The sequence below is a fragment of the Candidatus Defluviilinea proxima genome (genome assembly GCA_016721115.1).
Lineage (GTDB): Bacteria > Chloroflexota > Anaerolineae > Anaerolineales > Villigracilaceae > Defluviilinea > Defluviilinea proxima.
In genome coordinates, this window is record JADKIW010000001.1 from 3770120 (window position 1) to 3792034 (window position 21915).

20 protein-coding genes and 1 pseudogene are annotated in these 21915 nt (G+C 47.1%); 2 read left to right on the plus strand and 19 right to left on the minus strand.

The window, feature by feature from the left end; translation table 11 throughout:
- Nucleotides 1-2: 2 nt before the first annotated feature.
- From IPP66_17405 to moaC, 3 genes are read right to left on the minus strand one after another with little or no spacing between them, the layout of a single operon-like run.
- Nucleotides 3-365, minus strand: a complete 363-nt coding sequence (locus IPP66_17405; GenBank protein MBK9927050.1) for a cupin domain-containing protein — start codon at nucleotides 363-365, stop codon at nucleotides 3-5.
- Nucleotides 349-1089 (minus strand): CPBP family intramembrane metalloprotease, encoded by a 741-nt coding sequence (locus tag IPP66_17410; GenBank protein MBK9927051.1) that lies wholly within the window; start codon nucleotides 1087-1089, stop codon nucleotides 349-351. The genes IPP66_17405 and IPP66_17410 overlap by 17 nt, the downstream gene beginning before the upstream one ends.
- Nucleotides 1082-1561 (minus strand): cyclic pyranopterin monophosphate synthase MoaC, encoded by a 480-nt coding sequence (gene moaC / locus IPP66_17415; GenBank protein MBK9927052.1) that lies wholly within the window; start codon nucleotides 1559-1561, stop codon nucleotides 1082-1084. The genes IPP66_17410 and moaC overlap by 8 nt, the downstream gene beginning before the upstream one ends.
- A 65-nt stretch (nucleotides 1562-1626) precedes the next feature.
- Here moaC and IPP66_17420 point away from each other — a divergent pair, with 65 nt between their 5' ends.
- Nucleotides 1627-2397 carry a segregation/condensation protein A gene (locus IPP66_17420; protein MBK9927053.1) on the plus strand — a complete coding sequence of 257 codons (771 nt, stop codon included), beginning with the start codon at nucleotides 1627-1629 and terminating at the stop codon, nucleotides 2395-2397.
- Between the two features lie 47 nt (nucleotides 2398-2444).
- Here the strand turns inward: IPP66_17420 and vanZ are convergent, their stop codons facing one another.
- A complete protein-coding gene (vanZ, locus tag IPP66_17425) occupies nucleotides 2445-2828 on the minus strand; it encodes a VanZ family protein (GenBank protein ID MBK9927054.1) in 384 nt (127 codons plus the stop codon).
- 62 nt (nucleotides 2829-2890) lie between these two features.
- The gene (locus tag IPP66_17430) at nucleotides 2891-3367 is read right to left on the minus strand and encodes a hypothetical protein (GenBank protein MBK9927055.1); all 477 of its coding nucleotides are present in this window, start codon (nucleotides 3365-3367) and stop codon (nucleotides 2891-2893) included.
- Between the two features lie 112 nt (nucleotides 3368-3479).
- On the opposite strand from IPP66_17430, the gene pabB reads away from it, so the two are divergent.
- Nucleotides 3480-5240, plus strand: a complete 1761-nt coding sequence (pabB, locus tag IPP66_17435) for an aminodeoxychorismate synthase component I (GenBank protein MBK9927056.1) — start codon at nucleotides 3480-3482, stop codon at nucleotides 5238-5240.
- Between the two features lie 83 nt (nucleotides 5241-5323).
- Here the strand turns inward: pabB and IPP66_17440 are convergent, their stop codons facing one another.
- The 14 genes and pseudogenes from IPP66_17440 to IPP66_17505 all read right to left on the minus strand — a co-directional run bounded on the left by IPP66_17440 (nucleotide 5324) and on the right by IPP66_17505 (nucleotide 21886).
- The gene (locus IPP66_17440; GenBank protein ID MBK9927057.1) at nucleotides 5324-5713 is read right to left on the minus strand and encodes a hypothetical protein; all 390 of its coding nucleotides are present in this window, start codon (nucleotides 5711-5713) and stop codon (nucleotides 5324-5326) included.
- Between the two features lie 10 nt (nucleotides 5714-5723).
- Nucleotides 5724-7211: an RNB domain-containing ribonuclease gene (locus tag IPP66_17445; protein MBK9927058.1), complete on the minus strand. Its 1488-nt coding sequence runs from the start codon at nucleotides 7209-7211 to the stop codon at nucleotides 5724-5726.
- Between the two features lie 8 nt (nucleotides 7212-7219).
- Nucleotides 7220-8191, minus strand: coding sequence for a 6-phosphofructokinase (pfkA, locus tag IPP66_17450; protein MBK9927059.1), 972 nt, complete (start codon nucleotides 8189-8191; stop codon nucleotides 7220-7222).
- Between the two features lie 81 nt (nucleotides 8192-8272).
- Complete coding sequence (locus IPP66_17455; GenBank protein MBK9927060.1) at nucleotides 8273-9751, minus strand: DUF4070 domain-containing protein; 1479 nt, start codon at nucleotides 9749-9751, stop codon at nucleotides 8273-8275.
- A gap of 54 nt (nucleotides 9752-9805) precedes the next feature.
- Nucleotides 9806-10036, minus strand: a complete 231-nt coding sequence (locus IPP66_17460) for a hypothetical protein (protein ID MBK9927061.1) — start codon at nucleotides 10034-10036, stop codon at nucleotides 9806-9808.
- A 371-nt stretch (nucleotides 10037-10407) separates the two neighbouring features.
- Nucleotides 10408-10617: a hypothetical protein gene (locus IPP66_17465; protein ID MBK9927062.1), complete on the minus strand. Its 210-nt coding sequence runs from the start codon at nucleotides 10615-10617 to the stop codon at nucleotides 10408-10410.
- A gap of 345 nt (nucleotides 10618-10962) precedes the next feature.
- Entirely contained in the window at nucleotides 10963-11367 is a 405-nt protein-coding gene (locus IPP66_17470) for a hypothetical protein (GenBank protein ID MBK9927063.1), read from the minus strand.
- Between the two features lie 256 nt (nucleotides 11368-11623).
- Nucleotides 11624-12565, minus strand: coding sequence for an ABC transporter ATP-binding protein (locus IPP66_17475; GenBank protein ID MBK9927064.1), 942 nt, complete (start codon nucleotides 12563-12565; stop codon nucleotides 11624-11626).
- A pseudogene (locus tag IPP66_17480) lies at nucleotides 12558-13521 on the minus strand (ABC transporter ATP-binding protein). Before IPP66_17480 ends, IPP66_17475 begins: the two are co-directional and overlap by 8 nt.
- A gap of 1 nt (nucleotide 13522) precedes the next feature.
- Nucleotides 13523-14407, minus strand: a complete 885-nt coding sequence (locus tag IPP66_17485; GenBank protein ID MBK9927065.1) for an ABC transporter permease — start codon at nucleotides 14405-14407, stop codon at nucleotides 13523-13525.
- Nucleotides 14407-15399: an ABC transporter permease gene (locus tag IPP66_17490; protein ID MBK9927066.1), complete on the minus strand. Its 993-nt coding sequence runs from the start codon at nucleotides 15397-15399 to the stop codon at nucleotides 14407-14409. Before IPP66_17490 ends, IPP66_17485 begins: the two co-directional genes overlap by 1 nt.
- Nucleotides 15400-15463: 64 nt before the next feature.
- Complete coding sequence (locus IPP66_17495) at nucleotides 15464-17275, minus strand: ABC transporter substrate-binding protein (GenBank protein MBK9927067.1); 1812 nt, start codon at nucleotides 17273-17275, stop codon at nucleotides 15464-15466.
- A gap of 522 nt (nucleotides 17276-17797) precedes the next feature.
- Entirely contained in the window at nucleotides 17798-18406 is a 609-nt protein-coding gene (locus IPP66_17500; GenBank protein MBK9927068.1) for a response regulator transcription factor, read from the minus strand.
- Nucleotides 18407-18436: 30 nt separating this feature from the next.
- Nucleotides 18437-21886 (minus strand): GGDEF domain-containing protein, encoded by a 3450-nt coding sequence (locus IPP66_17505; GenBank protein MBK9927069.1) that lies wholly within the window; start codon nucleotides 21884-21886, stop codon nucleotides 18437-18439.
- Nucleotides 21887-21915 lie beyond the last annotated feature (29 nt).

A 21915-nucleotide genomic window follows, 5' to 3' on the forward strand; every position in this document is an offset into this window, starting at 1 on the left:
CTCTAGATCCAAACATCATTAGGGGCTGTTTTTTCATCGACAACATCACCCGTATTAACCGTACCTGCTGGCTCAACAAGCAAAATATGACATTCCCGCTCAGCGACAGGCTTATGCTCCACGCCTTTGGGAACCACATACATCTCGCCTTCGTTCAAAGTCACTTTCCCATCACGGAAATGGATCTCGAGTTGACCCTTCACAACAAGGAACATCTCGTCTGTCTCAGGGTGGTCATGCCATACAAATTCTCCCTGCACTTTGGCAAGTTTGAAATGATAGTCATTCATCTGTGCAACGATCTTCGGAGACCAATGTTCAGAGAATTTTGAAAATTTTTCGACGAGATTAATCGGAGAATACATTTTGTCTCCTCAAAAACAATTTGCTTGCAAGTTTTATATAAATAAAAACTAATATTCCAACTATTCCAATCCCTAACACATTCGGGAAGACCCAGTCCGCAGAATTAGAAAATGCTGCCCCAGAAAAGGCATTCCACGAAAAATGCATACCAACCGAAAACCAAAATGAACCCGTTTCTGCGGCAGCATAAGCTAAAATAATTCCCAAAATGGAAAGAAACAGATGATGCGACAACGAAACTGGATGAATTAAACCAAAAACGAGGCCACTAATAATGACTGAAAACAGCCTGCTTTTTAAAGTTAAAATTAAATCATTCAAGAAATAACCTCGAAAAAATACTTCTTCCCGATAAGATGCAAGTAAAATTATAGCTAAACTCGATAAAGAATAATCACCTTGACGTAAGCTCGTTAAGACCGGAAAAGCTGACAATATCTGTGTAATAGAAATTGCAGTTAACACAAGAGACGCCCCAACAACAAGATCAAAAAGCTGCTTTACGTTTGGAATCAACCATAGTTCCTTTACCTTCTTTTTGATAAAAACACGCCAACCTATAACTGCCAGTAAAACATAAATTATTGTATCTGCAATAACAGCGATAAAGCTTTTAACAACAAGATAATTAACTCGTAGAGACACTAACAAAGCAAGTACCACAACAAAGCAGAATGGAATTATTAAACGAACAAACCACTTAAAAGTGTTTATACTATTCATTCACCACATCGCCACTCTGGCCGCCATGCTTTTCGATGAGACGAATATTTTGTATCCGCATCGTCTTCTCAACGGCTTTTGCCATATCGTAGACCGTCAACGCCGCCACAGAGACAGCGGTCAACGCTTCCATTTCGACGCCGGTCTTGCCGGTCACTTTGGCAGTGGCAGTGATGACCACACCGGGTAAGGAATCGTCGAGAGCGAGGTCCACATCAATTTTGGAGAGTGGAAGAGGATGACATAACGGGATCAGGTCAGAGGTCCGTTTTGAGGCGGTAATGCCGGCGATCTGTGCGACGGTGAGAACGTCCCCTTTTTTGATATGTCCCGCACGGATCAAATCCAATGTCTCTTTCTTCATATGGACTTCGCCGCGTGCGATCGCAGTCCGTTCGGTATCAGGCTTGTGGCCGACATCCACCATACTGGCGCGACCTTGTTCATCGAGATGAGTGAGTTTATTTGGCATGAAAAGATTATAGTAGACCTGACAGGTTTTGAAAACCTGTCAGGTCTCGGATATAATCACGCCCTATGGAAAACTTGTTGGGACGCCAGTTAAATTACAGGGTGAACACGCCGGTCTATGAAGGACCGCTCGACATTCTGCTTAGCCTGATCGAACACGCCGAATTGGATATTACAACCGTTTCGCTCGCGACTGTGACGGATCAATATCTCTCTTACATCAACGGCATCGAACAGGTCAGCGCGGACGAAATCTCTGCGTTTTTGGTGATCGCGGCAAAGTTGATCCAGATCAAGTCAGAGGCGTTATTGCCGAGACCGCCCACGCGCGAGGCTGGCGAGGAAGACCCCGGCCAAGCACTTGTTGACCAATTGAGGTTATACAAACGTTTCAAAGAAATCGGTGGATGGCTGAATGAACGTGCAGAAGCAAATTTGCGAACGTATTTACGCATTGCGCCACCACCCAAAGTGGAACCCAAGCTCGATCTCTCAAACATCACGCTCGAAAAATTGGTTGCAGCGGCAGAAGAGGCATTTGCTAAGGAAAAGGCCAAGAAACCGCTTGGCACCGTCATCTCTGCCCCACGCGTGACCATCCGCGAAAAGATCGACATGATCACAAAAATGATGAAGGATGTGCAACATTCATCGTTCAGCGTTCTGGTGAAAGACAGCACATCACGTCTCGAGATCGTTGTTACATTTCTCGCGATGCTTGAGTTGATCAAACGCTATCGCGTACAGGCACATCAAGAAGGTTTGTTCACCGATATCGAAATTGACCGCATGGAAGAATGGTCTGAGGACGAAGAGATCGAGATCGAATTCGAATAATGTAGCGCTTAGCTAACAGTTATTGGCGGTTAGCAGTGAAATAACGGTCAGACAGTTTTTTCGTCTGGTCGTTTGTTTTTTATAAACATGCTCGCGATCCATAACGAGATCAACGCGCCAAGATTATCGAAGAACAGCACATCCCACACAGACGGATGCCTGCCCGAAACAAATGACTGATGGAATTCATCGGTCACCGCATACAGAATGGCAAGCGACCATGCTAACCAACGCTTTTTCGGGTCCATGCCAAGTGCGTACAAATACGACAGAGCCAGCAGTCCATACCCAAGCATGTGCCCACCCTTTTTGACGATACGATCTGCCCAATCAAAATCGGGAAGATTTGCCGAAGGTTGAGATGAAAACCAAAAGATGCCCCCCATCACAATCAACGCAGGGAACCAATTCAAAATCTGATTTCTTTTCATGAGCCATCCAAATAAAAAGCCATCGCCGTATGAGCGATGGCTTTGAGAGAATACTTCTTACTTTACACGTCTTCCAAGCGGATCGCAACTGTACGGCTTCCGTCACCCATATCCACGCTCTGGATCACAACCGCCTTTCCACTCGGGTCACCATCAAATACCATACTGAACACACCGCCAGACACCACGGTCAACAACTCGCGCTCGGTATATCCCTGCGCCGTATACGTATCACGATAGAATTTCATTACATCGTCACCAGACATCTTGGTGTAATACAATAAAGTTCCAGCAGCATCCGTAACGTTATAAGCATCTTCGGTCATCGGAAATTTAGAATCAGAAGAGCTTTCTCCTTCATTCGTATTACCTGAGTCTGACACAGACGGAGCATCTGTTGGGCTACTGTCGTCTGATGTAGTTGGCGGAAGATCGTTTCCATTACCATTACCACCGCCACCAAGACCCGTCACAGCCTGACATGCAAGTGAGGCAAGGACTAAAACTGCAATTACCGCAAACATTCGATACTTATTCATGGTTAAGCTCCTTTGGGAAATTTGCAGAATTATAGTCGGTGACCACTAGAACTCTACCACCCATTAGGACGGGGTCAAACCTGAATATAATCAAACCAGAGACAACTTGAACATAAACGAAGTTTTACTCAAAGAAAACGACCAATGGCTTCACTTTACAGAGCCAAAGCAAATCATCACCACACAGAGTCTGGATGATGTTATCCCGTCATTGCAAGAGATCGAAAGGCTGACTCAGGTCAACGGCTGGCACGCGGCTGGATTCATCAGTTACGAAGCAGCGCCCGCCTTTGACAAAGCGCTCCGCCCTGAGCAGAGCGGAGCGCAAAAGGATAATGTTGATGAATTCCCACTCTTATGGTTTGGACTTTACCCCGCGCCTCGCATCATTACCTTACCCGAGCCTGATTCAGCAAAACCAGCTTTATCCTGGCTGACAACTGTTGACCGCGATACGTACAACACGGCCATTGAACAGATCAAGGACTACATCGCTCAGGGTCAGACTTACCAAGTCAATTACACGATGCGCCTTCGAGCAGAATTTAAAACTGATCCGTGGAATTTCTTTCTCCATCTCGCACAGACTCAAAACAACCACGCCGCCTACATTGATTTAGGCCGTTATATTATCGCATCCGCTTCGCCTGAGTTCTTCTTCCGTCTCAATGGCGACATCATTGAGTCCCGCCCCATGAAAGGGACAACTCGTCGGGGGCGCACAACGCTTGAGGACGAGGAGCAGGCACAATGGTTGAAAGATTCGGAAAAGAATCGAGCAGAGAATGTCATGATCGTAGACATGATCCGCAACGATCTGGGACGCATCGCAAAAGTCGGCAGTGTTCACATCCCTGAATTATTCTCAACAGAAAAATACCCCACGCTCTGGCAAATGACGTCCACCGTACGGGCAAAAACATCCGCATCACTGACAGAGATATTCGAGGCACTTTTTCCATGTGCATCCATCACTGGCGCGCCAAAAGTAAGCACAATGCGAATCATCTCTGAACTCGAAACATCGCTGAGAAAGATATACACAGGGAGCATCGGTCATATCGCGCCAAACCGAAAAGCAACTTTTAATGTCGCCATCCGCACTGCGCTAATCGACCGTAAAACTCAAACAGCAGAATATGGCGTTGGTAGTGGCATCGTCTGGGACTCGATCAACACAGACGAATACACTGAAGCTCTGCTCAAAGCTCGCGTACTGACTGAGGAGACACAACAATTTTCCCTGCTCGAAACGCTTTTATGGACCCCAGAAGAAAGTTTCTTTTTGCGCGAGAAACATATTGAACGTCTGTTAGATTCGGCAAAGTATTTTGATTTTCCCGTTGCGCGAAAAGATATCGAAAACTATCTCAATGAAATTTCATCCCAATTCACATCTCCGCAACGTGTCCGACTATTACTCGATAAACACGGCAACCTACAATCAGAAACAAAGCCCTATGAAAGTGTAAGCGATCATCCCCCACTAAATGTACGTCTTGCAAAAGAGCCCGTCCACTCAGGGAATGTGTTTCTCTTTCATAAAACCACACATCGTGAAATATACGAGGTCGCTCGCAAGGGTCTTCAAGAGTACGATGATGTACTTCTCTACAACGAGAACAACGAGCTAACCGAATTCACCATTGGCAATCTAGTCGTCGAACTGAACGGAAAACTCTATACCCCACCCATTTCCTGTGGATTGCTCGCAGGCACCTTCCGCGCACACTTGCTGGAGACAAGTCAGGTAGAAGAAAGAGTAATTCGAGTGGAAGAGTTGAAGGATTGCACAAAAATATTTCTCGTTAATTCAGTGCGAAAGTGGGAAATAGCAGTTGCAATGAACACGGGATTTCATACGAATATGTGATTGCCATTTTGGGTTTTACATTGCATCAATTCTTCTCATATATGTCAGCTCGCGCCGGGTGAAGCACGCCTTCCATGGTTCACCTATGGCGTGAACTGTTCTCGGACTTTTGCTGAAATTTGACGGTCGGTCATATTGTCCATGGTTTCAATTTCAACAATACGCTCCTTAAGCCCATCCTTTTCCAACCGCTTCACAAGTTCATTCTTGGCTTCACCTGGGCCAAAGATCTGAATCAACTCAGCATCACGAACATGAATGATGATGTCGTCAAAGTATTTACCTAGCTGCGCGTCGAGTTTTTTGCTTCGAAGAGCCTCTGTTGTTTGTAATCCATCTTTTCGCGAACCGCCCGCGAACCGAAGCTGTTTTTCTGCATCGGATCTTACTCGCATGATCTGCTCGCCGTTATCTGTAAGCACTACAATTATCGCTTCCCGATGATCGATCCACATACCAATTTTCTTTTTCATAATATGCTCCTTAACTATGTTTGGATGAACTGACTTTTTCAAAGTCAATGTATCCCTGCTCAACGTTTGTTTCGATCAATTCCACCAAAACCCGTTTGCCGACATCTAACCCTTCAAATCCATGCACGAGCTTGCCTTCCACAGGGACGGTGAAAAGTCGTACCCACGTACCCTTCTCGGATGCACCTGTGACAATCGAATCGAACCGCTCACCGATCCTCGATTCAAGCAAGAGTGCAGCTGCTGATTTTTCAACGCGACGCTCCACTTTCTTGACTGAATCTTCTGTCTCGGTACAGTGAGTCGCCAAAACATCAAGCTCATCTTTGCTATATGGAACGACCTCGCCTTCCAGTGCGGCTTTCAAAAGACGTTGGGTCAGCAGGTCAGGATAGCGGCGATTCGGGGCGGTAGAATGGGCGTAATCTTTGACGGCGAGTCCAAAATGTCCCGAAACATTTCCGTCGGATGATTCAGCAACGTATTCACCAGCTCCCAATAGTTTGATCACAGTCAAAGATAGGTCAGGGAAGCGTAAAGGGTCAGCTGCTTTTTCATGGATAAGAAATTCTTCAAGTGCTTTTGAATCTGGATCAGTTGGAAGTTCGTACTCGTGATCGCTGGCAATTTCAACGATACGCTCCCATCGTTTAGGCGTGCGTACTACCCGGCGAATAGATGGGAATCCCCTGGCTGAGAGATAACGCGCCGTCACGCCATTTGCCGCGATCATGAAATCTTCAATGATCTCTTTAGCGCGATTCTTTTCCTCGACTTCTAACACACGGATTTGATCGCCGTCAAATATTGGTTTTGCCTCGATCGTTTCCAAACTCAGTGCCCCATGGATGTGGCGTAATCTCTTCATGCTTTGCGCCACTCGATCCTGTAGTTGCAGATTCTCAGCCAGTCCGTGCACGGCAGTGATTTCTTCAGGAATGACACCATCATTTTCCAGCCATGCGGCAACACTGTTATAAGCCAGTTTTGCATGATTACGTACCCATGCTTTGTAGATTTGCGAATCTTCTTCAAGCACCCCGTCAGTACCGACCACCATTCCAATAACAATAGCAAGGCGATCTTCGTTGAGATTCAGGGATGTTACATCAGTAGAAAGCTTCTCAGGAAGCATGGGGAATAACTCGGCCGCTGTGTAAACAGATGTGGTATTGTGGCGCGCATGCTCATCAATGGCTGAGCCATTTTTAACGGACGAGGCCACATCGGCAATGGCGACCAGAATCATCACCTTGCCGGATGACAAAGATTCGGCAACAGTAAGTTGATCCAAGTCACGAGAGTCATCATTATCAATGGATGCCCAGAGAAGGTTCCTGTTATCCCGAATGGTATTACTATCGCTTGCCACAGCCATGGAATGCTGAATTTGCTCAAGTTCGGCAAACACACCCGGTGAAAAATCGGGGAGAAGACCTCGTTCCAACATGGCTCGACGGGCAATCTTTTGTAAAATAGCACGATCATTTTTATTCATAATATCCTTTATCTTGCCAGCATTCGCGCCAGCTCCAACAAACTCAAATCCAGTTGCTTTTTATTGACGACCACATCTGCTAAAGAAGTAGCCTCAATCTCGCCTCTAACAAGTCCCACCAACACCCCATTCTCGCCGCGAGTCAAACGGTCCACCGCGTCGGCACCCAAACGGGTCGCCAGCAGACGATCATAGGCGCTGGGAGCGCCACCACGCTGGACATGCCCCAGCGTTGTCACCCGCAGGTCAAAACCCAGGCGTTCGTGATGTTCCTTAAAGTAATCTGCTAATGCTGCGGCGTTATAGTGAGCACCTTCGGCTACAACCACCAGGGCATGGGCTTGCCCTCGCTCATACGCGCTACGCAATTCATTTGCCACGGCTTCCGGGGTAGTATCCACCTCAGGGATGACAATCGCTTCGGTTCCACCGGCAATACCCGCCATCAATGCCAGATAACCACAATCACGACCCATCACTTCGATAAGAAAAGCACGTTCGTGAGATAAGGCAGTGACTTTGAGCCGGTCGATCGCTTCTAGCGCGATATTGAGAGCCGTATCTACTCCAATGGTAATGTCTGATCCGTATAGGTCATTGTCAATAGTGGAAGCCACGCCGATAACAGGGAATCCCATCTGCGACAAAGCATACGCACCAGTCTGAGAACCGCCACCTCCGATAATAACTAACGCTTCGATTTCGCGTTCCGCTAAAACACGCAAGGCTTGTGCTCGTCCTTCCTTAGTCTTGAATTCAGGACAACGGGCGCTACCCAGCATGGTGCCACCTTGTTGGATGATGCCGCTCACATCGCGGGCGCCCAAAGGCACAATGTTGTTGGTAATAAGGCCAGCATAACCATGCTGTATACCCATAATTTGCCAACCCTTATCAATGCCAACCCGCACCACAGACCGGATAGCGGCATTCATGCCGGGCGCATCGCCTCCACTCGTAAGTACAGCCATATGTTTCATAATGATTCGTTTTCGTTGTGTATTATGCGTTGTTAACTGAACTATGATTTTCAGAACATTTCTTGCGAGAATTATTCACTTTCAAATAACATGCAATTCGATCACCTGTCGGAAATGGAAGCCGTAGATTGCAAATGTAATCGCCAATGGGAACAAACGCGGACGTCTGAACAAGGTCCAGAAAAAGAGCCGCCAATAATGGACGCGTTCCACCCCACGGATACCAAGTTGATACATGGAACGCCATAGGGCTAGGATATATTGTCTTTCCAATGGAGCCTTGATCTTGGGCGGTTTGTATTCACGAAGAAATGTCAAAACACGTTCGTAATAAAACTTGGGCGCGTAAATATGGCTTAATATTTCGCGGTATCCATCTCGCAATGGTTCAAGCCCCATCATCGGGATGATATTGGTCGAGCCATCCACGTTATCACCTGAAAACTCATTGACCAGTCTTCCTTCTTTTTGCATCCGTTCGTACAGGCTGGTTCCCAGGGGCGCTTGTAGAAGCCCGACCATGGCCGTCACGATCCCACTCTTCTGAATAAAATCAATTTGCTGTTGAAAGATCGATGGTGAATCATTGTCAAACCCGACGATGAAACCACCCTGCACTTGCAGGCCAGCACGCTGAAGTTGTTTGACGCTCTCGACCAAATCACGACCTTTGTTTTGAGTTTTACTGCATTCGGTCAGGCTGTCTTCATTCGGCGTCTCGATGCCCACGAAAACCGTATCAAACCCGGCCTGCGTCATGAGGCGCATTAGTTCTGGATCATCCGCCAGATTGATAGAAGCTTCTGTGCTGAATGGCATCCCTGTTTTCCCCTTACGCCATTCGATCAAGGCAGGTAATACCTCGGTCTTGATATGCTTTTTGTTGCCGATAAAATTATCGTCCACAAAAAAGATGCTCTTGCGCCAACCTAACGAATAGATGCTATCCAACTCGGCAATGATCTGCGCAGCGGTCTTGGTACGCGGACGATGCCCCAACAATGTGGTGATATTGCAAAAATCGCAATTGAAAGGACATCCTCGCGAGAACTGAATACTAATCGTGTCATAATGTTTGAGATTCGCCAACTCCCAAAGAGGGACGGGAGTTTGGTGGATATCGGGGAATATATCGGATGAATAAACGCGTCGAGCCTGACCATTTGCCTGGTCCAGCAAGAACGGCCTTAACGTCTCTTCAGCCTCGTTCAAAACAAAATGGTCCACGTCTGGGAATTGCTCATGTTCCATTGTGAACAGCGGGCCACCCGCTACGATCTTCACACCGGCTGCTTTGCAAAGTTTGATAATGTTTTGCACAGATGCACGTTGTACGATCATCGCGCTGACAAAAACATAATCCGCCCACGCCAGGTCTTTATCTGTAAGGCTGGTCACATTGAGGTCCACCAACCTTTTTTCCCAACTGGAAGGCAACATTGCCGCGACAGTCAACAGACCTAACGGAGGCGCACCCGCTTTCTTCTGAACAAATTTAAGCGCGTGTTTGAAACTCCAGAAAGTATCTGGGAACTCAGGGTAAACAAGTAAGATATTCATCCAGCTCTCCTCTTTATAAAAGCTTGAAAGACGAGACCAACACGGGATGTAAATTCAGGCAACCATGCTGATATAAACCGTCTGACTACGTGAACTATATCCGGCATAATACATGACCCCATCCACTGTATATTCAGACAGCATGACCGCCCGTCCATCATCGCCGATCTGTTCGACAAACATTGATTTCTTATCAGCCACCCGCGTAACTTTAATATCCCTGTCCCCTGAATCGGTCTTTCGGCAGTAATTTTCTACGATCGACAACATCTGTTTTGAGTCCATGGTCTCTGTCGCCTTCTTTCTGATCGCTTTGCCATCAACCTTTGAGCAAACTTCGAAACCACCGCAAAATTATTGCGCCAGGTTTATTCTGGTCTCTCAGTTGTGCGGCAATTTGCCAATACGTGATTCTCTCTCCGCATTCACAAATTAAAAATTGCGTATCAGAACCTGCATGGTTTGCCGCATCGTCAATGATAGAGCTTTTGGATATTTTCCTATGACAATGGGGGCATGTAATTTGATTTCCATGGTTTTCTCCTGGGCGGCCAAGAACAGAAAATGGTCAGAGCCTGGTTTTCGGCGCTCGAAAATATCCACTTTTATCGGTCGCCCGTGACCGTCATACAAAGTTCAACAAAGTGGCACTTTGTTCAATGCTTCTTGTTTTTTTTATTTTTACCCGACCCAGTATCTGCCGTATTCGCACCACCTTTATTAAGCGGAGTGCTTTTATCGTTCATCAATGACTGGACAGGTGAGCGTCCGCTATTGTTTTTTACATCGTTAAAGTTGCTGACACCCACGTTGGAGTGCGGCGTTGTTTTCTTCGGCTTACGCTTACTGACACCTTTGCGTCCCATGCTTTTCTCCTTATTTTTTAGTCGAAGATTTATAGAGCATTCGACTCGTTGCCCTGTTTCACACAAGAAATGAACCGAGCGGGCAGTTATATTAAACAATAGCCTGGCGTGAGTGCCCCTTTAATGGATAAGATGTCATGCCGCTACTGTTGATCGCCAGCGCTGAGTTAACAAGCTCAACGATCCGGTGTTCGACGTTTGCCGGAGCCACGGAAATTAATTTATGCCGTTCTATAAATCGAACGCCCGATGCTATACGACTATGATTTCATATTACAACTAATACTCCCCAGCGACATCCATCCGCCGGGGAGTATCAGCATCCGCCACTTGGGGGATGTTACATTAGAAAATGTCGAATTGAGATCTGGCAGGGAAACGCTTCTCTACTCTTGTTGCGATCTGGATATTTGTTAATTGACCCGCATTCTCTATGCTTACAATGCGCTCTGAAAGTCCCTCCGCATCAAGGCGTTTTTCGAGTTCGTGTTTGGCAATTTCAGGTCCAAAGATCTGAATTTCTGTTGCGTCACGGATATGGGCGATGATCTTGTCGTAATATTCATTGAGACGATTCCAGAAACGCCTGTCACGTATTTCCTCCGGCGCACCATCCCCAGGGACAACGGCGGAGTAAAGAATGTAATGATCCATATCAGACGTGATGATCCTTTTTTCTTCCCCATTATTTGTGATACTTACGATAACAGCCTTCTTACGGTCAAGCCACAAACCTACTCTTTTATTCACTAATTTCTCCTTCTTGATTCACTAAAGCTACAACAACACAGGTGTGCTGTACGGCATCATGCAAACGACATATTAAGCGGAAATGGATTGCTACATCAGATCAATCTTTTCGCTTCCCAATAATCCCCTCGTGATCGCTCTATTCATAATACTACAATAAACAGAATAATTATGAAGAGATTTACAAAACACATTGCCGCACTTAAAACAAGTGCGGCAATGTAAAAATATTTTTGCAAGATGTGAGATTAAACGATCACGCTTTGGCATGTTTCCAACAGGCTACAGAATGTCCGTGCGAGATTTCAACAAGTGGAGGTTTCTCACAACATTTATCAAATGCGACAGGACATCGCGCATAGTAGGCACAACCCGTCCAACTGGTTGATTTTTCAGGCTTTGATTCGACTGTTGCCTTCTCCCATTTTCCATCCAGCCGCGGGACGGATGCCATTAGCATTTTTGTGTAGGGATGAGATGGATTGTCGTATATTTTCTCAGTCAGACCCTTTTCCAGAACATGTCCTTTATAAAGAATCACGGACTGGTCGCTGATGTAATATCCAAGGCCAAGATCGTGCGTGATAAACAAGATAGATAATCCGCGAGACTTCAAGTCTGCCAACAAGTTAAGAACGTCAATACGCGTGGATGCGTCCAACATGCTAATTACTTCATCAGCGACAAGGAACTTAATATCCAGCAGCAAGGCGCGAGCGATCAAGAGACGTTGAAGTTGTCCGCCGCTCAATTGGTGAGGGAACTTATTCAAGACGATCTCAGGATTGAGACCTACAGACTTCAAACAATCGTCTACTTTTTGTTCCCATTCGCGGTTATTTACATTTGGGAAGAATTCGTCCTTGATAAGTGCAAAGACACGATCCGCTTTGAAGATCGGGTTGTAGGAACTGAACGGATCTTGAAAGACACCTTGCACTTTTCGATAATATTCCTTCATGGCGTTGCTCTTCAGTGATGCAACATTCATCCCATTAAAGGAAATAGCGCCATCACTGATTGATGTTAACCCGAGGATCATTTTACCGATCGTACTCTTTCCGCTTCCACTTTCTCCGATCAAAGAAACAACTTGTGAATCCTCAATCTCAAAGCTGACCTGATTGACCGCACGTAATTCCTGCCCACCAAAAGTGCCGATCTTGTAAATCTTGGATAAGTTATCGATCTTAAGCATGATTCCCTGTCACTTTCCAGCAAGCCACATGATGATTTTCTTTCACTTCAACGAAAGGCGGCTCCTCATTGCACTTTGCAAAGGAGAGTGGACAACGATCCTTGAAACGGCAGCCAGTTGGCGGGTCCAGTAGAAGAGGCGGGTTTCCGGGAATCCCCAGAAAGTTTTGTGTTGGCGTATCTCACTCCGACCCTCGGTAAAGATGAAATCAATAATTTTGTATAGGGATGCAGAGGATCATGAACAATTGTGTTGGTGGAGGCCTTCTCGGCAGGCTTGCCCGCGTACATGACCATGATGCTGTCGGCGATCTGATATAAGACAGAAATATCGTGCGTGATAATAATCATGCTCTTTACAAATTTCAGGTCGCGGAATTCAACAAGCATCTCGGATACAGCCTGCTGGGTGGATACATCCAATGCCGAGGTGACTTCGTCAGCGATCAGCAATGATGGATCAAGCAGAGTGGATAACACCATGACCATTCTCTGCTTCATGCCACCCGAAAGTTCAATGGGATACATGTTCAGCACATCATCTGGCAACTTTACCAGTTTCAACCTTCTCTTTAATTCAGGCAAGACGTCTTCGTAATACACACCACGAGACTCAAGTAGTTCGGATGTCATCTTGCCGATCTTGCGAGTGGGATTCATGGCACTCATGGCATATTGCGGAATGATGGAAACTTTTTTGAAACGAAATGACTGCATTTTCTTTTCGTCCCAGATCGGGAGCGTTTCACCATCCAATAGAACATTACCAGCCACGTACTTTCGCGGTTGGGTTAGATGGATCAAGCTATAACCAAGGGTGGTTTTGCCACAACCCGACTCGCCAGCCAACCCCATGATCTCGCCATCTTTTATGTTGAAGGTGGCACCATCGAGGGCACTTACATCACCACGCATGGTTTGATAGTAAATCTTCAGATTCTCGATTTGCAAACTCATGCTACATCTCCCGCAGTTTTGGATTGAAGACTTCATCCAACCCAACGTTCATAATGTATAAGCCGCCAACGATCGCTGTGATGCCAATGCCAGGCGGGATGAACCACCACCACATGCCAAGCGGAAGAGCGCTCCACAAAACTGCCATATTCATCATCATGCCGAGAGATGTTCCTTGTGTTGGACCCAAGCCGAGAAAATCCAGCGTGGCGGCAGTAAGGATGGCGCCACCAAACATCAAGATGAAAGTCATGAAGAGATAGGACGCCATGTTCGGCACGATCTCTGTAAGAATGATCTTGAATGAACTACGCCCACTGAGTTTTGCCAGATCAACGAAATCACGGGTTCGCAAGGTGAATGTCTGCGCGCGGATCGCACGCGCCGCCCAAGGCCAGGTAGTGAACCCGATGAAGAGGCTCTCGATGAACACACCGCGCACCTTCACATATGCAGATAAAACCAACAAGAGAGCCAATGCAGGGATGGTGAGAATGACGTTCGTCAAAATATTCAGGACTTCATCTACAGCGCCACCACGATACCCGGCAGTAAAACCAATGGTCATTCCTAAAATCGTAGCCAGCCCGCCGCCGATGATGCCAACCACAAATGTAGAAGAGAGACCATATACAAACTGCGTAAAAACATCTTCGCCAAAAGATGTGGTCCCAAACCAATAATCAGCCGATGGATGAAATGAAGATGGGCCTACAAAATCGGCTGGTTTATATTTCGTGATCTTCGGCCCAACGAAGGTCAGAACGAGGAAAAAGAGCACGATCCCCAAACCAATGCGGAGCTTGGCGTTTCTAAATGCAAAATAAAGGATTTCGTTCTTCTGTTTCGGTTTCAAGGACTTGGGTTGTATTGTTGCAGTGTCCATTATCCAGCTCCTCCCTGCATGCCGGTACGAGTTCGGGGGTCTACGATCAGATATGCAATATCGATGGCAAAGTTAGCCAGCAACACACAGATGACGACGAATAAGAAACATCCCTGAATGAGGAAGTAATCCTCGTTATGAATGGCCTGGAGAATAAGGTAGCCGATCCCCGGATAACCAAACACGACCTCGGTTGCCAATGCGCCCGCTACGATCACACCCAATTGAAGGGCAAGCCCGGTCAATTGCGGAAGCATCGCATTCCGAAAAGCATATTTACGAATAAGTTTCTGTGGCGCTCCCAATGCTTCCAAATAGTGGGAATAATCCGATTCAAGCTCATAGATGATCAGGTTACGCATGCCGATAGCCCACCCACCAAACTGCACGATAAAGAGTGAGGCGAAAGGCAGAAACCAATGTTGGATCAAACTCCAGATAAATCGCCAGGATAAATGAGGTTGCAGGTCAAAGCTATATCCCCCAGCCAACGGAAAGATCTTCAAAACGATGGCAAACGTCCATGCGATGAGGATACCTAACCACATATAAGGTGTTGCTGTGAGAATGTATCCTATAGGAAGCAGGGTGTTATCAAGTTTCTTGTTACGTGCGGCAAAAGCGCCGAAACTGTTTCCAGCAAACCAGCTCAACAAAATAGCAGGGACAAGAAGCGCGATATCATATGGAATAGCACTGAAGATCACATCCTTGACTGGCGTAGGGAAAAGATAAATACTGGTTCCCAAGTCACCATGAAAGATTGCCACCCAGAAATTTAGATATTGCTTCCAAACGGGCAGATCCAATCCAAACGCATCCAGATAATAGGTGTACATCTGAGAGACTGCATTCCCACGTAGACCCGCGCGTGAGATCAAAATGGTGATGGGGTTCCCGGGCATAAAGCGTGGGATCATCCAGTCTACTGTCACTGCGATGAAAAAAGTAAGTATATAGATCAGCAGTTTTCTTCCAAGGTAACGTCTCATTACATCTCCGCGAGGAGGAGGCAGTCACTTGTAAAGAAGTGACTGCCTCCTGAATTCAATTAGGTTACTGCTGTTCGACGGGTTTCAAGTCAAGCAACATCTGGATACCGGAGAGGTTCCAGTAGCCACGCCAGCTGGCGGGCAGATAATGGTTGGAGCCATCAGCCGAGGAGGGCCAGTTCGTCCACACAGCGTTGCTGTATTGGGCCCACAAACCGTTGTACCAAAGCGGGATGGTGGGAAGCTCGGTCAAAGTGATCTTCTGCAACTTGGATGTGATCTCCTTGATAGCTTCGTCATCGCCGATCTCAACACGATCAAGCTGGTTGAGGAGCTCAAATGCTTCAGGGTTGTCGTAGAGACCATAGTTACCGAACTGAGTCTGCGAGATGTGTTCCGGTGTAGCGGGGTTCTGGAAGACCCAGTTGTAGTAGTTCCAAACTGTGGAGCTCATCTGTGCTTCGTTCTGGATGGACAGTTCGAAGGTGCCTTGCAGTTGTGCATCGCGCCAAGCGGGGTACGTGGGATAGTCTGGCTCAATGTTCAAGCCGACAGCTTTCGCATCACGTGAGATGATCTGTACAGCGGCCATCCAGTCGGTCCAGCCGGTGGGGCAAGTAACTTTCAATTCGATCTTGGAGCCATCGGGAGTTTCTACAAAGCCGTCGCCATCCAAATCCTTATAACCAGCATCGGCAAGGATCTGCTTGGATTTTTCGGGATCATACGTCCAACCCAATTCTGCGACCTGGGCCTTGTCAATGTATTTGTCCTGGGTCGGCATGAGACCAGTGGGGTCTGCAGCTCGTACGATACCGGTGTAATCGTTCTCAACGATATCTTTCACGTTGATCGCATAGGCCAAGGCACGGCGGAAGTTCACATCATCCAATGGTTTCTTTTGTTCGTTGATGATGAGAGTTGCCACATTGGCAGAGATCATGTACGGGGAGTCGCTGTAATAGGTTTGTACGTTGTAACCGCCTTTGACAAGTGTTGCTACGCCCGGCAGGAAGTTGTTGCTCAGGTCAAGCCCACCTTGTAGAACCAAACCAAGGGCTACGTTGTTGGAACCGTTTACGATGTCCACGATGCGCTTGGGAGCAGGTGTCTTGCCGAAGGCGTTGATGCCCCACCAATTATCATTACGCACCAAGACCTGACGTGATTGGTCATTCGATTCGAATTTATAGGGGCCAGATCCAACGCCCATCTCATTAGCGCCACCGGTAATATCTGCGGCGTCTCTGTTTTCCCACAGATGTTTCGGAACGATCGGGGTTTGATAGAAGAACACACCGATTTCCTGATAGGGGGTCTCGTTGAATTTGAATTGGACAGTGAGGTCATCCACTTTTTCCACGGAGGCCAGGAAGTTCCACATTCTCACAAAGTTCAAGGATGCTTTGTATGCGCCATTCGGGTCGGCCAAGTCAAAAGTGAATTTAACATCATCAGCGGTCAACGGCTGACCATCCGCCCAAGTGAGGCCTTCGCGCAGTTTGACTTCCATTGTTGAGGCATCCACCCATTTCATATCTTCTGCGGCTAACCAGGGAGTAAACGTATCAGCTAGTGGATCATAGATATACAAAGTTTCGTAGACCAGACCAATCGTTCCCATGGCATATCCACCACCGTTGAACGGATTCCAACTGGATGGCGGTCCCCATTGTGTGCCACTGGTGTAAAGTGTTTCATTACGATTGAACACAACCGGTTCATCCGCTACAGGTGCAGTAGCAACAGGTGCATCATCAGTTGCTGGTACAGATGCAACCTCAGTTTCGGTTGGAACAGGCGTTTGGCTCTGACATGCGCCGAGCAACATACTTAACATCAATAGTATGCTTAAGATCATTGTCGTGCGTTTCATCTTGATTCTCTCCTTAGTAATATCAAATTGGCTTACATATATCAGAAAGTTTTGCACAAGCTATTAAGTCCCTGGGTCAACACACCTCCTTCTTCGCCACAAAAAATATGGAAAATAATGACTGTTTTGATACATTTATTCAAGGTATGGCGCAAAAACATTGAACAGGTCCTGATCACCAGACAATGTTTTTGCGCCACACCCACAAGCAGAGGAGAAGAAGCCTCTGACTCACCTATGCCTACTATAGTGTGTACCCGTTTAAAAATCACCCATCTGGGGTATAGTCTTATGCCTAGTCAACGGTATAGGTTAACGCTGTTAACCCGTTGATGATGTTTTCATAACAAAAGGGTGAGGAATTAATGAGAGAGGCTTCAGGCTGGGTGCCAAAGCCCATAGAACAAGGATCAACTCATGGGTAGAATGACCCGGCGGTTTTCCATCCAACACCACATGCAAGGATTGAAAAAACTCCACTGACTTAGTGGAGTTTTTTCAATCCAGAAGAACTGGTATGCGTTAGATCAGTTTGTTTTGTATCGCCACAGTGACAGCCGCCACGCGGTTCTCCACTCGTAGCTTCATGAGGATATTGCCGATATGAAATTTGACGGTTGAGAGGCTTACAACCAAACGCTCTGCGATCTGTGTGTTATTCAAACCTTCCACCATCAGTTTCAAAACATCACGCTCACGGTCTGTTAGCTCGTCGATATCTTTGGCATGTGTATGAGCATGGACAAGCGCCGCCGCAGCCTCCGGCGAGAGAGTCATGCGACCATGATGGGCAGAACGAATGGCGGCGGCAAGCTCCTGCGCCGAAGTGTTCTTCATCAAGTAGCCGATGGCACCAGCATTCAATGCGCCTTGCACCAGAGCATCATCTTGAAAACTCGTCAGCGCGAGAACATGCACAGAGGGATACTTTTCATGGATGCGACGTGTGGCGGTCAAACCATCTGTGCCAGGCATCATCATATCCATCAACACTACATCAGGCTTCAACAAGCCACACAGTGTGAAGGCGTCCTCTCCGTTTTCGGCCTCGCCCACCAACTCCATATCGGGCAGGGCAGAGAGAAAAGCTCCCAACCCCGAACGCACAACAGGATGGTCGTCTACCAACATCACACGAATTAAATTTGTAGCATTCATTTTCTATCCATTCTCTTTCACTGTTTGAGTTTCATTCCCCTCCGACTCTGGCTCGGGGGAAGATTGAATTGTAAGAGGTGGTGCTGGCATATCAAAATCAGGTGGTATCCATGATACAACAACTTGCGTACCTGCACCGGGCTCGCTATAGATCGTGAAAACAGCACCGACCGTTTCTGCCCGTTCGCGCATGATCTTAAGCCCGTAGTGTTCAGGGGAAACAGAATCAACTACAAAGCCGTTGCCATTATCAATCACAGAAAGGCTTATCTTATCCTCTTCCAAGATCAAGTTCACGAGCACCTGAGTGGCACGCGCATGCTTGATCACGTTATTCAACGCCTCTTGTGTAATGCGATACAGACATACCTGTAACTCAGGAGGAAGTTTTTGAATCCCTTCCGTATGCAATTGGATTGGCAAACGAGCACGCCCAACTAAGGATTCGCACAACTGACGCAACAACTCCGGCAATGGAATCTCGGTCAAACCGCTGGGACGCAACTCCACCAACAGAGTGCGCATCTCAGCCAATGCGCCACGCGTCAATTGACGAAGTTCACCGAGTCTTCTTTGACCTTCTGCCTGACTCGTGCTCCAGATATCAGGCAACACTTCAGCGATCATACTGGCCGAGAAAAGCGTCTGCGTGACAGCATCGTGCAAGTCACGTGCCAGACGGGTGCGATCCATAGCCACCGCCTCTTGGGCGGCTTTTTCAGCCAGCGCCTGCTCCGCTTTTTGGCGTTGTTCGATCTGATACAGCAACTCAGAGGTACGAATTGCCACCTGTCTTTCCAAAGCCGTTTTTTGCAAATGGATCGTATTCAAACGCCAGCGAAAACCGAGGGCAATGAACAAAACGAGAAGAGCAACAACGACCCCTTGGAACCATCTCAACTCCCAAACCGGTGGAGCGACAATAACTGGGATCGCAATGCCTGGCTCGCTCCATACGCCGTCGCTGTTGGATGCTTTCACACGGAAAGTATAGCCACCGCCCGGCAAACTCGTATACGCCGCATAACGTCGGCTCCCGGCTTGTGTCCAATCTTTATCAAAACCTTCGAGCATATAAGCATACTGATTGCTCTGCGGTGACTGGAAATCAAGGGCGGCGAAGCCAAACGAAATAAAATCTTCTTGATACGAAAGACGTATCGGCGTACGGCCAGAAAGATCCGTTGACCAGGGTTTATTTAGCACCTGAAAGTCTGTTATTGCCACCTGTGGAGGTGTAGGATTGGGTTGAATGTTTTCAGGGCGGAACGTGTTGAAGCCATCCACCCCACCCACATACATCACACCATCACGACTCTGAAAATATGCATTCGTGTTGAACTGGTTATCTTGAAGCCCATCTGACTTATCGAATGTTGTGAATTCTTTGGTCTGCGGGTTAAATTGAACCAACCCATTATTCGTAGGAAGCCATAAAACACCTTGATCGTCTTTGAGTACACCCAACACTGTTTCACTTGGCAGGCCTTGTTCCTTGGTATAACGTTCAAAGGTTTGTGTTGAAGGATCGAAATGGTTCAAGCCAGATTGCGTCCCCAACCAGAGGGTGCCATCCGTATTTCCATGGATACTCCAAACCGAATCATCGCTGATGCTGTTAGGATTGTCAGCGCTGTAACGATATGTTTTGAACGAAGCAAGCAACGGGAGCATTTGAAGCGGGTCAGCCAAATTGAGACGGCCCAAACCGCCTCCCCAAGTCCCAACCCACAACACATTTTTTCTTCCATCCAAATACAAGCTAATGACCTTGTTCTCGCTCAAACCTGCTGGGTTGGATGGATGTTTTGAGATGTCACTGCTGTAATTAATAAAGACATCTTTGTCCGGGTTGTAATGAGACAGGCCGCCAAAGGTGCCCAACCATACGCCGCCACTGCCATCAGGAACAATCGCAGCCACGTTATCATCGGGCAAACTGTTAGGGTTACGAAGATCATGAAGATAATGCGTGATCTTCCCTGTTGCGAGTTCCATGCGATTTAAACCGCCACCTCGTGTTCCGACCCAAACAATATTCTCCGAGCTGACATATACACTCATCACCAGATTACTCGACAGGCTATTGATATCATCTAAATTTTGTCGGAAATGTTCAAAGCGTCCATGGCGCGGGTCAAAACGATCCAACCCGCTTCCCCAAGTTCCGACCCAAACATTCCCATATTGATCTTCTGAAAAAGCACCCACCGTATTCATCCCCAAGCTATTCGGGTCTCTGGGGTTATTGTGATACAGATTGAATTGTCCGCTTTTTGCGGGGAGTTTATTTACACCATTACGAATAGTACCGATCCACAAAATTCCTGAGCGGTCTTTGAACAGCGACCAAATATCATCACCGCTTAAGCTATCTGCAAAATACGGGTCATGTTGATAGCGTGTAAAATGCCCAGCATTGGATAAGTCCATGCTATTCAAGCCATTGGCCCATGTGCTGATCCAAAGAATTCCGTTTGAATCGCCCCACAAGGCAGAGATGTTGTTCCCACTGACCGACTCGTCAAGCTCTGCATCATATTGGTAGTGAAAAAATGTCCCTGTTTGCGGGTTGAATAATTCAACGCCACCACCGGTTAATTGATAGCCTCCCGTACCGATCCAAAAGTTTCCGTCAGGCGCTTCATAAATATCTGAGATATTGTCACTTGCCAAACTGGTCGGGTTTGAATCGGAATGTTGAAAGCGGACAGATCGACCCGTAGAGGGATTGAAGCGATTCAATCCAGCCCCGGGCTGGCCCAGCGCACCTGTGCCAACCCAAAGCTGATGCAATGAATCCTCAAAAAGAGTCGAGATGACGTTGCTACTCAAACTGGTCGGGTCATTTGGCTGATGCATAAAACGGTCAAACCCATTGGACTTGGGGTTAAAGCGATTTAATCCATCTAACGTCCCAACCCACAATGTGCCATGTGAATCACGAAGGATGGAAGTAACAGTGTTGTTACTAAGACTGTTTGAGTTCCGCGGATTATTATGATAGGAGATAAATTTTTCCGTAACAGGATCAAAGCGATTCAGTCCACCGTCTCTTGTCCCCACCCAGAGAAACCCCTGCACGTCCTCTGTAATCGATAAAATACTATTATTGCTGATCGATGCCAGGTTATCAGGGTCATGCCGGAAAACAGTAAAAGCATACCCATCATAACGATTCAAACCATCCTGTGTACCGATCCACAAAAAACCACGGCTATCTTGAAAAATAACCTGCCCAGTATTTTGCGAAAGTCCATTTTCGATGCCAAGATGCTCAAAACGCACCACACTGCCCGGCGCAGGATATGGGGTAACCGGGCCCGAAGTCTTCTGCTCAGGTTGGGCAGTTTTCCCATTAAGCGGTTGCCCAGAGAATAGAAACGCAAAAATAGCCAGAATACTGGCAAAGTACTGCTTTCCCTTCGAGCGGACGGGTGTTTGTAATAACATCAACCACCCTATTCTAGCACTATGAAATC

Coding starts and splice junctions, on each gene's coding strand:
- IPP66_17460 (MBK9927061.1), bottom strand. CDS start 10,036: ATGGACTCAAAACAGATGTTGTCGATCGTAGAAAATTACTGCCGAAAG.
- IPP66_17410 (MBK9927051.1), bottom strand. CDS start 1,089: ATGAATAGTATAAACACTTTTAAGTGGTTTGTTCGTTTAATAATTCCA.
- IPP66_17445 (MBK9927058.1), bottom strand. CDS start 7,211: ATGAATAAAAATGATCGTGCTATTTTACAAAAGATTGCCCGTCGAGCC.
- IPP66_17455 (MBK9927060.1), bottom strand. CDS start 9,751: ATGAATATCTTACTTGTTTACCCTGAGTTCCCAGATACTTTCTGGAGT.
- vanZ (MBK9927054.1), bottom strand. CDS start 2,828: ATGAAAAGAAATCAGATTTTGAATTGGTTCCCTGCGTTGATTGTGATG.
- IPP66_17485 (MBK9927065.1), bottom strand. CDS start 14,407: ATGGACACTGCAACAATACAACCCAAGTCCTTGAAACCGAAACAGAAG.
- IPP66_17440 (MBK9927057.1), bottom strand. CDS start 5,713: ATGAAAAAGAAAATTGGTATGTGGATCGATCATCGGGAAGCGATAATT.
- IPP66_17490 (MBK9927066.1), bottom strand. CDS start 15,399: ATGAGACGTTACCTTGGAAGAAAACTGCTGATCTATATACTTACTTTT.
- IPP66_17405 (MBK9927050.1), bottom strand. CDS start 365: ATGTATTCTCCGATTAATCTCGTCGAAAAATTTTCAAAATTCTCTGAA.
- IPP66_17475 (MBK9927064.1), bottom strand. CDS start 12,565: ATGCTTAAGATCGATAACTTATCCAAGATTTACAAGATCGGCACTTTT.
- pfkA (MBK9927059.1), bottom strand. CDS start 8,191: ATGAAACATATGGCTGTACTTACGAGTGGAGGCGATGCGCCCGGCATG.
- IPP66_17495 (MBK9927067.1), bottom strand. CDS start 17,275: ATGAAACGCACGACAATGATCTTAAGCATACTATTGATGTTAAGTATG.
- IPP66_17465 (MBK9927062.1), bottom strand. CDS start 10,617: ATGGGACGCAAAGGTGTCAGTAAGCGTAAGCCGAAGAAAACAACGCCG.
- IPP66_17430 (MBK9927055.1), bottom strand. CDS start 3,367: ATGAATAAGTATCGAATGTTTGCGGTAATTGCAGTTTTAGTCCTTGCC.
- IPP66_17420 (MBK9927053.1), top strand. CDS start 1,627: ATGGAAAACTTGTTGGGACGCCAGTTAAATTACAGGGTGAACACGCCG.
- IPP66_17500 (MBK9927068.1), bottom strand. CDS start 18,406: ATGTTGGTAGACGACCATCCTGTTGTGCGTTCGGGGTTGGGAGCTTTT.
- IPP66_17505 (MBK9927069.1), bottom strand. CDS start 21,886: ATGTTATTACAAACACCCGTCCGCTCGAAGGGAAAGCAGTACTTTGCC.
- moaC (MBK9927052.1), bottom strand. CDS start 1,561: ATGCCAAATAAACTCACTCATCTCGATGAACAAGGTCGCGCCAGTATG.